This window comes from Bradyrhizobium genosp. P, assembly GCF_049949265.1.
In the GTDB taxonomy this organism is placed as follows: Bacteria; Pseudomonadota; Alphaproteobacteria; order Rhizobiales; family Xanthobacteraceae; genus Bradyrhizobium.
The window spans coordinates 5,843,155-5,856,877 of sequence record NZ_CP188195.1 but is presented as its reverse complement, the minus strand read 5'-3'; the positions used below and the strand labels follow the sequence as shown (position 1 = coordinate 5,856,877).

The window sequence follows — 13,723 nt, the reverse complement described above, 5'->3', positions numbered from 1 at the left end:
TGTCGCGGTACTCGGGCTCAAGATGACGCGGCCCCTTCGGGTTCGGATCATGGTTCCGCGCTACTGCTTCGGTGGCGGCCCGAAATCGAGCGGGGGCAGGTCGATCTGCGGCACTTCGATCTTGACCTTGTCGAGGTCGACATTGACCGGCTTGTCGAGCAGCCCGGTGACAGTGATCGGGAATGCGATCACCAGGATCACCATGATCGCCTGCAGGCCGATCCAGGGCATCGCGCCCCAATAGATGTCGGAGCTCTTCACTTCCTTCGGCGCCACGCCGCGCAAATAGAACAGCGCAAATCCGAACGGCGGATGCAGGAACGAGGTCTGCATGTTGACGCAGAGCATCACGCCGAACCAGATCAGCGCGGCATCAGGGCCGACCACCGGCGCCAGCACCTTCTGCGCTATCGGGGCGATCATCGGCAGGATGATGAAGGCGATCTCGAAGAAATCGAGGAAGAACGCCAGGAAGAAGATGAAGAGGTTGATGAAGATCAGGAAGCCCCAGACGCCGCCGGGCAGCGATGTCAGCAGATGCTCCAGCCACACGCCGCCTGATACCCCGAGGAACACCACCGAGAAGCAGGTCGATCCGATCAGGATGAAGGTGACCATGCAGGTGATGCGCATGGTGGTCTCGTAGCCCTGCTTGATCAGGTCGCGCAGGTCCGGAATCCGCACCGCCTCGAGGCAGATCCAGACCACCGCGATATAGGTGATCGCGAATGCCAGCTTGAAGATCAGGTTCTCGGTGTAGAGCATCGCCACGATGGTGCCGATGCCGCCCGCGATCACGCCTGCGATCAACATCTTGCGTCCGGTGGCGCTGAAATCCTTGTGATGGATGGCGGCCAGCACGATCGCGCCGACCGCGCCCATGGCGCCGGCCTCGGTCGGGGTCGCAAGGCCCATCATCATGGTGCCGAGCACGACGAAGATCAGCACCGCTGAGGGGATGATGCCGAGCAGGCACTTCTTCCACAGTGCCCAGCCGGTCAGCGTGCGCGCATCCTTCGGCACCGCCGGCAAATGGCTCGGCTTGATAATGCTGAGCAGGAAGGTGTAGCCGGCGAACAGCAGGATCTGGAACACCGACGGACCCCATGCGCCGAGATACATGTCGCCGACCGACTTGCCGAGCTGATCGGCGAGCACGATCAGCACCAGCGACGGCGGCACCAGCTGCGTGATGGTGCCGGAGGCGGCCAGCACGCCGGTGACGTAGCGGATGTTGTAGCCGTAGCGGATCATCACCGGCATCGAGATCAGCGCCATGGCGATGACCTGCGCCGCCACCGTGCCGGTGATGGCGCCGAGGATGAAGCCGACGATGATCACGGAATAGCCGAGGCCGCCTCTGATAGGGCCGAACAGCTGGCCCATCGAATCCAGCATGTCCTCGGCCAGTCCGCACCTCTCCAATATCGCGCCCATGAAGGTGAAGAACGGGATCGCGAGCAGCAGCTCGTTGGAGAGCACGCTGCCGAAAATGCGGCCCGGGATCGCCTGCAGGAAGTTGAGGTCGAAGAAGCCGAGGTGGATGGCGAGGAATCCGAACGACAGGCCGACCGCGGCGAGCGTGAACGCCACCGGATAGCCGATCAGCATCGCTATGATCAGGCCGCCGAACATCAAGGGCGGCATCATCTCGAGCGTAATCGTCATTGCGTCGGCCTCTCGTACTTCGCGTCGATGGTCACGTAGCCCTGCAGCGCGGCGATCCGCTTGATCACCTCTGAGACGCCTTGCAACGCGAGCATCACGAAGCCGGACGGGATAACGAACTTGATCGGCCAGCGGATCAGGCCGCCGGCGTTGCCGCTGGTCTCGCTGACCACATAGGCCTGGTAGAAGAACGGCCAGGACAGATAGGCGAGCAGCAGGCAGGACGGGATCAGGAAGAACAGCGTGCCGATCAGGTCGAGCCAGAGCTGGCCGCGTTCGGACAGCATCAGATACATGATTTCGACGCGCACATGCTCGTTGCGCTTGAACGTGTAGGAGGCACCGAACATCACGAGAATGGCGAACATGTACCACTGCGCCTCGAGCCAGCCGTTCGACGAGTAGCTGAACGCGTAGCGGATCATCGCGTTGCCGGCACTGACCAGGCAGGCGAGCAGCACCAGCAGGTTGCAGATATAGCCGATCTTCTCGTTGAGCCGGTCGATGGCCGCACTGAGAGCCAACATTGGACGCATCACGGTCTCCGCGGCCGCGCCGCGCGCGCGCCGAATATCTTGCCAAGCATCGTCAGGCCGCCGCGCGAACGCGCACGGAGCCACGGCTCACTTTCCAGGAGCAGTTGCAAAACGGTCGTCCACCCCCGAAATCCGCTTCCGCCGTTGTTGGCTGCGCCTGTCGGGCAGCGGCCTGTCTGACCGGCCAGCGTGAAAGCCGGGGCACCAAATCAGCGACGTGGTACGCCGTCAATCGGAAAATGGGCAAATTGACTGAAGGCCAAACCGTTGTCCCGCCTTGGTAAATCGGCTGGCGGCCACGGGCTGGTCAGGGGGCGGCCAATGGGAGGCAAAGGCGTCGGGGAGGCGCGGGGAACTAGCCGCCGGTCACGCTCATGTGGCGGCTGACGCTCGGGCGGTTGTGGCGGCGATCGATGATGAAATCGTGCCCCTTCGGCTTCAGCCCGATCGCGCGGTCGATCGCGGCCGAGAGCATGTCGTTGTCGGTAGAGGCCCGCAGCGGCCTGCGCAGGTCGGAGGCATCCTCGTGGCCGAGGCAGGTATGCAGCGTGCCAGTACAGGTGATGCGCACGCGGTTGCACGATTCGCAGAAATTATGGGTCATCGGCGTGATGAAGCCGAGCTTGCCGCCGGTCTCGGCTATCAGGACATAGCGGGCCGGGCCGCCGGTATCGTCGGCGAGATCGGTCAGGGTGTATTGCTTCTCGAGCCGCGCGCGCAGCAGCGACAGCGGCACGTATTGATCGATGCGTCCCTCGCCGACGTCGCCCATCGGCATCACCTCGATCAAGGTCAGCGCCATCCCCTTGCCGTGCGCCCACTGCATCAGCGCGGGGATCTCGTCCTCGTTGATGTTCTTCAGCGCGACCGCGTTGATCTTGACCGCGAGCCCTGCGGCGCGCGCGGCCTCGATGCCCGCGAGCACCTTGTCGATGTCACCCCAGCGGGTGATGGTGCGGAACTTGGCCGCATCCAGCGTGTCGAGCGAGACGTTGACGCGGCGGACGCCGCAATCGGCGAGCTCCTGCGCAAAGCGCGCGAGCTGCGAGCCGTTGGTGGTCAGCGTCAGTTCATCGAGCGCGCCGCTCCTCAGATGACGCGACAGCGAACGCATCAGCCCCATCACGTTGCGGCGGACCAGCGGCTCGCCGCCGGTGAGGCGGATCTTGCGCACGCCCTTTGCGATGAACGCCGAACAGAGCCGATCGAGCTCTTCCAGGGTGAGCAGATCGGCCTTCGGCAGGAAGGTCATGTCCTCCGACATGCAGTAGAAGCAGCGCAGGTCGCAGCGGTCGGTGACGGAGACGCGCAAATAACGGATCGTCCGCCCGAACGGATCGGTCATCGGACGGAACAGGGACTCGGACAGGGTTTGCGTGGATCCGCTCATAGAACGCAATCTAGGCATCTTGGCATGCGCTCACAATGCGTTCGTTGGAATGATCCGCAACATGCCAAATCGCTATCGCATGATAGGCAGGCGACATCACCGGTCCTGCATCCGCGAGCCCGCGAAAAGACCAAGAGCCCGGCGGTGGGGCCGGGCTCTTGTGCAGTGCAATCGGTTCCTTAGCGCGGCGGCGCGGCTGGCGGCGGAGGCGCTGCGGCAGGCGGCGGAGGAGCGTTCGGATCGGGGAACGCCGAGCCGGCCGGAGCCGGCGGAGCGCCGGCTGCGGGAGCTGCCGCGGGCCTGGGCTTCTTCCGCTTCGGCCGCATCGGCTTGTGCGCGCGCGGCGGCGGGCCGGCAGGCTGCAGCTGCGCGAACACCGGGCTCGGGTTGAGCACAGTCGTCGCCGGTGTGGTGAAGTCGCCCGGCGTGCGGGTCACCGTCACAGGAACGTTCGCCGGCTCGAACTTCGGCATATTGAAGGTGACCGAGAAGCCGCTTTCCGGCGCCGGGATCGACACCGAGCAGGGCGTCTTGCAGCCCGGCCCGAGCGAGGTCACGGCATCCGCGCCCTGGGGCTGCGAATCCAGCTGCACCTGCATCGGCGGCGGTGCAGATTTGAAGTAATCCAACGAAAACGAGGAGCAGCCGCCCAAACTCATTCCGGCGACCGCAATCGCGATGACACGACGCATGATCCACACTCTACACTGCGGCTAACTGCCACAATCCCCAAAGCGGACCATAGGATTGTCGGAACAGAGGCGCAACCGCGCGAGGCCTGTTCGTTAAAGGATGGTTAACGAGATATTCGCATACCTATATATCTACAAGCAATATCAATTACTTGCGTTTGGCTTAGAGCTTCCTGAGGCTCGCCACCGCGTCCGGCAGATCGGCCATATGGCTGATCAGCCGATCCGGTTTGAGGTCCACCATGGGAACGTCGGTATAGCCGAAATCGACGCCGATGACGGGGACCCCGGCCCGCCGCGCCACCCCGACATCGGTCCCGGCATCGCCGACCATGATCGCATCCGGAAGGCGGCCGCCGGCGCGGGCGACCGTTTCGCGCAGGAATGCGGGATCCGGTTTTGCGACCCCGAACGTGTCGGCGCCGCAGATCGCCGCAAAGCGCGGAGTGAGGCCGAGGCGGTCGAGCAGCAGTTTCGACAGCCACTCCAGCTTGTTGGTGCAGACCGCAAAACGATGGCCCTGCGCTTCGAGCCGGTCGAGCGCGGCTTCCAGTCCGTCGAACGGGCGTGAGCCGTCGGCGATGTGATCTGCGTAATACCCGACGAAGTCTTTGGTCATGCGGTCGAGTTCGGCGACACTGACCGCGCGTCCCTCCACCTCCAGCCCGCGCTCGATCAGCTTGCGCGCACCGGCGCCGATCATGTTGCGCGCCGAGGCGAGCGGCACCGGCGGCAGGCCTTCGCGATCGAGCAAATAATTCAGCGCGCTGATCAGGTCGGGCGCGGTGTCGACGAGTGTGCCGTCGAGATCGAACACGACGATGGGGGGAGAGGAAGAGGGCATGACGCTTTTCGCTATCGGGCAGCGCGCCGCGATGCAAGAGAAGATGCTGACCCGCTGCAAGAAATGGCGAGAATTGGGGAAGGCTGCGATGCGGGAACTGGCCGGAAAGACCGCTTTTGTCACCGGTGCGGCCAGTGGAATCGGGCTGGATGACCACCCTTGCCGAGAGGACCTGGATTACGTCTTGGACAGGCTCGCGTTGGTGCTGTTCCTGCCGGCAAAACGAGGCTAGACATGCGCCCGCCGGGCGGGGCGGATCGGATGCCCCGGCACGGCGCCAGGACAGGGGCTTGCTCGGCACGTGGATATGGACGCACTGAAACGCCAGGCGGCGGCACGCGCGCTCGAAGAGGTGCGCGACGGCATGAAGCTCGGGCTCGGCACCGGTTCGACCGCCAAGCATTTCGTCGAGCTGCTCGGCGAGAAGGTCCGTGCCGGCATGACGGTCGTGGGGGTGCCGACCTCGGAAGCGACCCGCGCAGATGCGATCCGCTGCGGCGTTCCGCTGACCACCCTGGACGAGATCGATCATCTCGACCTCACCATTGACGGAGCCGACGAGATCGATCCCGCGCTGAACCTGATCAAAGGCGGCGGCGGTGCGCTGCTGCGCGAGAAGATCGTGGCAAGCGCCAGTGATCGAATGATCGTGATCGCTGATGAGAGCAAATGGGTCGACGTGCTCGGCCGCTTTCCGCTGCCGGTCGAGGTCGTTCCGTTCGGGCTCGCCGCGACTCAGGCCGCGATGGTGCGCGCCTTCGCGCTGTCAGGCGTGTCCGGCCAAATGGTTATCCGGCACGGCAAGGACGGTCACGTTTTCGTCACCGATGGCGGCCACTGGATCATCGATGCGCATCTTGGCCGGATCGGCGATCCGCCGCGCCTGGCCGGTTTGCTCAGCGTGATCCCGGGCGTGGTCGAACACGGCCTGTTCATCGGGCTGGGCACGAGCGCCGTTCTGGCCGGCGCACAGGGAATTCGGGTTGTTGAACGGCGATAACGCCGCAAGCAAGGAGACTGGAATGAAGCGTTTCTCGGGACTTTTGTCGGCTGCGACCCTGGCCGTTGGACTGGCGCTGGTGACCGCGCCGGCGATGGCGCAACAGCAGCCGGCAGCGCCCACCGTCAAGCCGTCGAGCCCTGCGGCGATCGCGTCCGCCAAGGAGATCCTGGCGATGAAGAACGTCGCGGTCATGTATGCCGGCGCGGTTCCGGGCATCATCGAGAAGACCAAGACCGGCCTGCTGCAGCAGTACCTCAACTATCAGAAGGACCTCGACGAGGTCGCGATCATCGTCGCCAAGACCTATGCCGGCCGTGAGAAGGAGATCGGCGAGGGCATGGCGCAGATCTACGCCAGCGAGTTCACCGAGCAGGAGTTGAAGGACCTGGTGGCGTTCTACAAGTCGCCGCTCGGCCAGAAGCTTCTGGTCGCCGAGCCCAAGGCAATTAACGGTTCGCTGACCTATATGCAGCAATGGGCGCAGCAGTTCGGTGTGCTGGTCAATTCCCAGTTCAAGGCCGAGATGAAGAAGCGCGGCAAGGACATCGGCAACTAGCGTTGCCTGTTACCTCGCCCGGCTTGGGCGAGGGAGAAGCAAAGAGGGCTGCCATGGCGGAGTTTGACGTCGACCTGTTTGTCATCGGTGGCGGTTCGGGCGGGGTTCGTGCCGCTCGAATCGCCGCCGGGTATGGCGCCAGGGTCATGGTCGCCGAAGAGTACCGGATGGGCGGCACCTGCGTGATCCGCGGCTGCGTGCCGAAGAAGCTGTTCGTCATGGGCAGCCATGTCCACGACGAGATCGCGGATGCCGCCGGCTTCGGCTGGACCATTGGACAGGTCTCGTTCGACTGGGCGACGCTGGTCGCCAACAAGGACAAGGAGATCGGCCGCCTCGAGGGCATCTACACCAGCAATGTCGAGAAATCGGGCGCCAGGGTGGTGAAGACCCGCGCGGTGCTGGAGGACGCCCACACGCTGCGGCTCGGCACCGGCGAGAAGGTGACGGCGAAGTATATCCTGATCGCGACCGGCGGCGCGCCCAATCACGGGCCCGCCATTCCCGGCATCGACCATGTGATCTCCTCGAACGAGGCCTTTCACCTGAAAGAGCTGCCGAAGCGGATCGTGATCCAGGGCGGCGGCTACATCGCGCTGGAATTCGCCGGCATCTTCGCCGGCTTCGGCTCCGACGTCACGGTGATCTATCGCGGCGACAATATCCTGCGCGGCTTCGACGAGGACGTCCGCAAGCACGTCCGCGCCGAGATGGAGAAGCGCGGCATCACCATCATCACCGGCTGCACGGTCGCCAAGATCGACAAGCACGGCAAGGATTTCACCACGCATCTGTCCACTGGCTCGAGCATCGCCTCCGACCAGGTGATGTTCGCGATCGGCCGGCATCCCAACGTCGCCAATCTCGGCCTCGAGACCGCCGGCGTTGCCATCAATCCGGCCAATGGCGGCATCCAGGTCGACGGCTGGTCGAAGACCTCGGTGCCGAACATCTACGCGATCGGCGACGTGACCCATCGCACCAATTTGACTCCGGTCGCGATCCGCGAGGGCCACGCCTTCGCCGACACCGTGTTCGGCAAGCGCCCCGTGGAGGTCGATCACGCCACGATCCCGACCGCGGTGTTCTCGCAGCCCGAGGTCGGCACGGTCGGCCTGACCGAGGAAGAGGCGCGGGCGCAGTTTTCCCACGTCGACATCTACAAGGCCGATTTCCGCCCGATCAAGGCGACGATGTCCGGCCGCGACACCAGGGTGCTGATGAAGCTCGTGGTCGACGGCACGAACGACCGCATACTCGGCTGCCACATCGTCGGCGAGGCCGCCGCTGAGATCACCCAAGTGGTCGCGATCGCCGTGAAGATGAAGGCGACAAAAGCGGATTTCGACGCCACCATCGCACTGCATCCGACCGCGGCGGAAGAACTGGTGACGATGCGCACGCCGACGACGCGGCATGCAAGGCAGGCGGCCGAGTAGGGACTGCCTAGCGGGCCCCATGGGGCGCGGCTTTCGCGACCTTCGGTTGGCTCAGCGCCCCAAAGCCTGAGAGCTGGGGCAATCTCCGTGACAATTCAGGCAGCCCGGCGCCGGTGCCGCTGGATACCGGTGAGCGTTAGCGTTAGACGCCTAGCACCTGTTTGGAACCTTGCGGTGGCCCGGAAGTTGCCTCCACGAACCGAATAGCTGCGTGGGGGCCCGGGTGTTCGCGGTATTGCCGCACGGCGAGTGCGGAACGATAATGCCGGGGTCCGAACGGCAGCGATTCCATTTCTCAGAACAGATTTGTTGAATGAGGGAGCCGCGCATGACTGGTCCAACCGAGGAGCAAATCCGCACCCGAGCCTACGAACTCTGGAAGCAGGCTGGTGAACCCTATGGCCAGATGGATACCCTGTGGTACCAGGCCGAAAAGGAACTGCTCCGGGAGAATGGCAAGAACGGCGCCAATGGCGAGGCGCCTCCCGGGCTGAACGGGCACCGCAGGCCCGCCCAGTTGCAGTAAGGGGTGAACCGGCAGCGGTCACCGAACGAGCCGTAGTGACATCAAGCACAGGGCCCCGAGGACAGCTTCGGGGTCCTTTGTCGTCTGACGGTGGTCTGGCGCCGGGGGACGCGGATCGCCGAACGTGGAGCCGCTGTTCCGGCACTCAGCGCGGGCGTCGCGGATTGCTGGTATGCTTTCAGCCACAAAAGCGGAGGCGCCGATGAGCGATGCGATCGATCTCAACGAAAAACTGTCCACATTCTCCGATCATTGGTCACCACGCACTGTTGCGCAGTTCAACGCCTGCGACGTCATGGTCGTGAAGGTGAAGGGCGAGTTCGTCTGGCACAAGCACGACGACACCGACGACTTCTTCCTCGTCCTGAAGGGCGTGCTCGACATCCAGATGCGCGACCGCACCGTCACGCTGCGAGAAGGCCAGATGTACATCGTGCCGAAAGGCGTCGAGCATCGTCCCGTCGCACGGGAGGAGGTGCATCTGCTGCTGATCGAGCCGACCGGGACACCGAACACGGGGAATGTGGAGACGGCGGCGCCGCGCAAGGTTGTGTGAGGCAAAGCGCCCTTGGCACTGATTTGCCCGACGGCGCAAGGCCTCATGCGAAAAATATTCTGATTTTCAGAAGCGCAACTCAGTGCTATAGATTTGTCCATCCCACCCGATTGAGGGGCGAGCGCACGTCACGAACGCGCGGTGGGATGCGGTGGACGCGGATTGCGCAACTGACGAGTGCGCATGAGGCGGACGGCGAAATCGTGCAGGCCTGACGCCCTAGTGGCAGGTGTCCTGTCAGCGAGAGACTGACGTCTCTTGCTGACGGCGGTGACAAAAGAGCCCAGTCTCACCGGGGAGAGCACGTATAAGCCGTAAACCATCGCGCAGGGAAAGCCGGAGTTCCCGGTTACACCTGTGGTCCTACCCCCCGTGCTTTTTGTTGCACGGGGCCCATGGGTGCGATCGGCACCCGGCTTTCCCTGCGCCCTCTACAAGATGAGAGGGCAAACGAAATGCAAAGCTCGGGCAAATCGTGTCGCGAGAACGAGAATTCGCGAGTCTTGAAGTTGAATCGCGCCACACATTCACTGTCGTCCTGGCGCACGCCAGGACCCATTGCCCCAAATGCGAATTGGTGCGCGCCGCCGGGCCCACAGTCCCTTTCACAACAAATGTCGGTGGTTGATGGTGTGGACGGCCCCCTACGGCATCAGTGTGCCAGAATGAGGTTGTTGCAAATCTCAGACAAGGGAGCCGTCCGTGAGAGAGATTATCCGCATTGGAATGGATACGTCGAAGTATATTTTTGTGCTGCATGGGGTTGATGCGGCGGAACAGCCTGTGTTGCGCAAGAAGCTTGCGCGCAAGCAGGTGCTGGAGTTCTTCGCCAAGTTGCCGCCGACCGTGATCGGGATGGAGGCCTGTGGGGCCTCGCACCATTGGGCACGGGAGCTTCGCAAGCTGGGCCACGAGGTGAAGTTGATGGCGCCGCAATTGGTGAAGCCCTATGTGTCGCGGAACAAGAACGACGGTCGGGATGCGGAGGCGCTGTGTGAAGCGATGAGCCGGCCGAGCATGCGGTTCGTGCCGGTCAAGACGGTCGAGCAGCAGGCCGCGCTGATGCTGACGGGTGTCCGCGCTGGATTGATCGCCCGGCGCACCCAGCTCGGCAATATGATCCGCGGCCATGCGGCGGAGTTTGGCCTGATCGGGGCCCAAGGGACCGACAAGATCGAGCCGCTGCTGGCGCGGATTGCGCAGGACGAGACGCTTCCTGCCCTGGCACGCGAGCTGTTTACGGTGCTGGGCCGCGACTACACCAGACTCGTGGGCGAGCTGCAGGAGATCGAAGCCAGATTGATGGCCTGGCACCGCTCCGACGCCGTGGGCCGGCGTCTGGCGCAGATCCCTTCTGTCGGGCCGATCGTTGCAACGACGCTCGTGATGAAGACACCCGATCCCCATGCTTTCCGCTCCGGCCGTCACTTCGCAGCCTGGCTCGGCCTCACCCCCCAGGATCACTCCACCGCCGGCAAAACCAGGCTTGGCAAGATCACGCGGGCGGGCGACGAGGACCTGCGCCGCCTGCTGGTGATCGGGGCAACGGCGGTCATCCAGCAGGCCAGACGCGGGCGCGGCCATCACTCGCGCTGGCTGCTGGCCCTGATCAAGCGCAAGCCACCGAAGCTTGCCGCCGTGGCGCTCGCCAACAAGGTGGCCCGCATCGCCTGGAAGCTGATGGCGACCGGCGAGAGTTATGACGCCGCACGGATCAATGCCACCGCGGCAGTCGCCGTCTAACAGATTGGCCGGCTGGCGGGCTCGCTCGTCAGCCGACCCGGAGCTGCAGGAGCAGATGGAGCGATCGATCGAGCAACGATGCGAGACAGTCCGTAGGACCCATCGGCCGTCAACAGGCCGCGTGGTTGTTTGGAACTCGCATCGCGCAAACCATCTTGGCCAGCGATCCATCCGATCGCACTCAAAAGGCCGGACATATGGATGCAAGCGATCCGATCCGCTCAAAAAGCTCTTGTGCCACGGGGGCCGTCCACATATGGGTGCTGGCTTTCGCCAGGGCGACGGCGGTGGGAGATTGCTACCGCTACTACTCCGCCTCAATCCATTCCGCAGCGCCGCGCCACAGCGTGTCGCGGTGCTCGCTGCGGAAGAAGCCGAGATGGCCGATATGGTTCGCGCCGATGTCCGGCGGGCTGATCGAGATGATGTCGGGCTTGGCAGACGTGAAGGCCGAGCACAGCAAGTCGACCGCAGGGCGCGTCGCCCAGGGATCGTCGGTCATCGCAAGCGCGCGCAGGGCGCCCTTGAATTTCGGAAAATTGTCGCGTGCGGTGAGCGTGGCGTCGTCGAGCAGATAGCGCGGCGACATCACCCAGCGCGTCCATTGCTCGAACACGCCTTTCGGCAGGTCCATGCCGAGGCCGGCCCAGGCCGGCATGTAGCCGAGCGCGCGGGTCAGCGGCAGGCCGCCGTTCAACAGCACAAAGACGCGGTAGCGCTCGGGCGGCGTCATCAGCTTCCAATAGCCGGCCTGCGCCGCGATCAGGAGCGCGCGCGGAATGTCGGCGTTGTTGGGCAGCAGCCCGAGTGCCTGGCCGCCAAAGGAATGGCCGACATAGGCGAACGGCACATTTCGGTAGCGCTCGCGCATCCAGCTCACGGTGGCGGTGATGTCGAGCGCGGCCCAGTCGGCCATGGTGGCCTTGAAGCCGACCAGCGATTTCGGCTGGTTGTAGCCGGTCAGCGCTTTTTGCCGGGAGTCGCCGGTGCCGCGATAGTCGTAGGTCAGGACCGCGCAGCCGCGGCGGGCGAGGTAGCCGGCAAAGCCGCGATAGAGTTTGCGGGGAACGGCGGTGGCCGAGTTGATCAGCACGGCGTGACGCTTGGCGCCGCGGGGCAGGAACAGCGTCGCGCCGAGCGGAAAGCCGTCGGCCGCAGGCACGACAATGTCGTCGCTAAAAACGTCGTCCAGCGCCGCCCCGGTCACGGCATTTCCCCCAGCATCCATGTTATGCTTCAGCAAATGCGAATTCGGCTGTTCTCGCAAGAGGTTGACGGAATTGCAGGAATCCTTCTAGCGGGGTCCGGGGAGCCTGTGTATAACCCGGGCCTTTCCTCGACCGTCGATAAGTTGCGGTTTTTGCTCAGGAGTTGACCTCATGTCCGAGCGGTGGACACCCGATAGCTGGCGCTCCAAGAAGGTGTTGCAGGTCCCTGATTATCCCAATGCCAAGGCACTGGCCGATGTCGAGGCCCAGCTTGCGACCTTTCCGCCGCTGGTGTTCGCCGGCGAAGCGCGCAACCTGAAGAAGTCGCTGGCCCGGGTCGCCGCGGGCGAAGCCTTCCTGCTGCAGGGCGGCGACTGCGCCGAGAGCTTTGCCGAGCACGGCGCCAACAACATCCGCGACTTCTTCCGCGTGCTGCTGCAGATGGCGGTGGTGATGACCTATGCCGGCGCGCTGCCGGTGGTGAAGGTGGGCCGCATCGCCGGCCAGTTCGCAAAGCCGCGCTCGTCCAACACCGAAAAGATCGACGGCGTCGAGCTGCCGAGCTATCGTGGCGACATCATCAACGACATTGCGTTCACGCCGGAAGCGCGCATTCCCGATCCGCAGCGCCAACTGATGGCGTACCGGCAATCGGCGGCGACGCTCAATCTGTTGCGCGCCTTCGCCACCGGCGGTTTTGCCAATCTCGGTAGCGTGCATCAGTGGATGCTTGGCTTCCTGAAGGACTCGCCGCAGTCGCGCCGCTACAAGGAACTGGCCGATCGCATCTCCGACGCGCTGAATTTCATGCGCGCCTGCGGGCTCGATCTCGAAAGCCATCCCGAGCTGCGCGCCACCGATTTCTACACCAGCCATGAAGCGCTGCTGCTCGGCTACGAGCAGGCCTTCACCCGGGTCGATTCCACGACCGGCGACTGGTACGCGACCTCCGGCCACATGATCTGGATCGGCGATCGCACCCGCCAGCTCGACCACGGCCATGTCGAATATTTCCGCGGCATCAAGAACCCGATCGGTTTGAAATGCGGCCCGTCGCTGAAGCCGGACGAGTTGTTGAAGCTGATCGACGTGCTGAGCCCGGACAACGAGCCGGGACGGCTGACGCTGATCAACCGCTTCGGCTCCGACAAGGTCGGGGACCATCTGCCGGGCCTGATCCGCGCCGTGCAGCGGGAAGGGCGCAAGGTGGTGTGGTCGTGCGATCCGATGCACGGCAACACCATCACGTCGACCTCGGGCTACAAGACCCGCCCGTTCGACCGCGTGCTGTCTGAGGTGAAGTCGTTCTTTGCGATCCATGCCGCCGAAGGGACGCATGCCGGCGGCGTGCATCTGGAAATGACCGGGCAGGACGTCACCGAATGCATCGGCGGCGCGCGTGCCATCACCGACGAGGATCTCAACGACCGCTATCACACGGTCTGCGATCCGCGCCTGAACGCCGAACAGTCGATCGATATGGCCTTCCTGATCGCCGAGCTGCTCAAGCAGGATCGCGTGGGCAAGACCACACCGATGCCGGTCGCTGCGGGGCTGTGACC

14 protein-coding genes are annotated in these 13,723 nt (G+C 64.1%); 8 read left to right on the top strand and 6 right to left on the bottom strand.

The genetic code is table 11. The annotated features are described in order from the left end of the window. Positions 1–60: 60 nt before the first annotated feature. From ACP2YO_RS28425 to gph, 5 genes are all read right to left on the bottom strand, one after another. Positions 61–1,668, bottom strand: coding sequence for a TRAP transporter large permease (locus ACP2YO_RS28425; protein ID WP_426434458.1), 1,608 nt, complete (start codon positions 1,666–1,668; stop codon positions 61–63). Beyond that, positions 1,665–2,204: a TRAP transporter small permease subunit gene (locus tag ACP2YO_RS28420; RefSeq protein WP_426434457.1), complete on the bottom strand. Its 540-nt coding sequence runs from the start codon at positions 2,202–2,204 to the stop codon at positions 1,665–1,667. The genes ACP2YO_RS28425 and ACP2YO_RS28420 overlap by 4 nt, the downstream gene beginning before the upstream one ends. Positions 2,205–2,559: 355 nt before the next feature. Then, positions 2,560–3,594, bottom strand: coding sequence for a GTP 3',8-cyclase MoaA (gene moaA, locus ACP2YO_RS28415; RefSeq protein ID WP_426434456.1), 1,035 nt, complete (start codon positions 3,592–3,594; stop codon positions 2,560–2,562). Positions 3,595–3,773: 179 nt separating this feature from the next. Continuing rightward, positions 3,774–4,286 carry a hypothetical protein gene (locus ACP2YO_RS28410; protein WP_426434455.1) on the bottom strand — a complete coding sequence of 171 codons (513 nt, stop codon included), beginning with the start codon at positions 4,284–4,286 and terminating at the stop codon, positions 3,774–3,776. Between the two features lie 163 nt (positions 4,287–4,449). Then, positions 4,450–5,130, bottom strand: a complete 681-nt coding sequence (gph, locus tag ACP2YO_RS28405; protein WP_426434454.1) for a phosphoglycolate phosphatase — start codon at positions 5,128–5,130, stop codon at positions 4,450–4,452. Between gph and ACP2YO_RS28400 the strand changes: the two genes are divergently transcribed. The 7 genes from ACP2YO_RS28400 (at position 5,129) to ACP2YO_RS28370 (ending at position 10,953) form a co-directional block, all read left to right on the top strand. Further along, positions 5,129–5,362 carry a hypothetical protein gene (locus ACP2YO_RS28400; RefSeq protein WP_426434453.1) on the top strand — a complete coding sequence of 78 codons (234 nt, stop codon included), beginning with the start codon at positions 5,129–5,131 and terminating at the stop codon, positions 5,360–5,362. The genes gph and ACP2YO_RS28400 overlap by 2 nt on opposite strands. 69 nt (positions 5,363–5,431) lie before the next feature. Then, positions 5,432–6,130, top strand: a complete 699-nt coding sequence (rpiA, locus tag ACP2YO_RS28395; protein WP_426434452.1) for a ribose-5-phosphate isomerase RpiA — start codon at positions 5,432–5,434, stop codon at positions 6,128–6,130. Between the two features lie 22 nt (positions 6,131–6,152). After that, positions 6,153–6,689 carry a DUF2059 domain-containing protein gene (locus ACP2YO_RS28390; protein ID WP_426434451.1) on the top strand — a complete coding sequence of 179 codons (537 nt, stop codon included), beginning with the start codon at positions 6,153–6,155 and terminating at the stop codon, positions 6,687–6,689. Positions 6,690–6,742: 53 nt separating this feature from the next. Further along, on the top strand, positions 6,743–8,128 hold the full coding sequence (gor, locus tag ACP2YO_RS28385; RefSeq protein ID WP_426434450.1) for a glutathione-disulfide reductase: 1,386 nt from the start codon (positions 6,743–6,745) through the stop codon (positions 8,126–8,128). 328 nt (positions 8,129–8,456) lie between these two features. Continuing rightward, positions 8,457–8,654, top strand: coding sequence for a DUF2934 domain-containing protein (locus ACP2YO_RS28380; RefSeq protein WP_426434449.1), 198 nt, complete (start codon positions 8,457–8,459; stop codon positions 8,652–8,654). Between the two features lie 202 nt (positions 8,655–8,856). Beyond that, positions 8,857–9,210: a cupin domain-containing protein gene (locus ACP2YO_RS28375; RefSeq protein WP_426434448.1), complete on the top strand. Its 354-nt coding sequence runs from the start codon at positions 8,857–8,859 to the stop codon at positions 9,208–9,210. A gap of 702 nt (positions 9,211–9,912) precedes the next feature. Then, positions 9,913–10,953, top strand: a complete 1,041-nt coding sequence (locus ACP2YO_RS28370) for an IS110 family transposase (RefSeq protein ID WP_426434447.1) — start codon at positions 9,913–9,915, stop codon at positions 10,951–10,953. 307 nt (positions 10,954–11,260) lie between these two features. On the opposite strand, the gene ACP2YO_RS28365 is transcribed toward ACP2YO_RS28370, so the two are convergent. Continuing rightward, positions 11,261–12,181: an alpha/beta fold hydrolase gene (locus tag ACP2YO_RS28365; protein WP_426434446.1), complete on the bottom strand. Its 921-nt coding sequence runs from the start codon at positions 12,179–12,181 to the stop codon at positions 11,261–11,263. A 151-nt stretch (positions 12,182–12,332) separates the two neighbouring features. Between ACP2YO_RS28365 and ACP2YO_RS28360 the strand changes: the two genes are divergently transcribed. Then, a complete protein-coding gene (locus ACP2YO_RS28360; protein ID WP_426434445.1) occupies positions 12,333–13,721 on the top strand; it encodes a class II 3-deoxy-7-phosphoheptulonate synthase in 1,389 nt (462 codons plus the stop codon). The last annotated feature ends 2 nt before the right edge of the window (positions 13,722–13,723 follow it).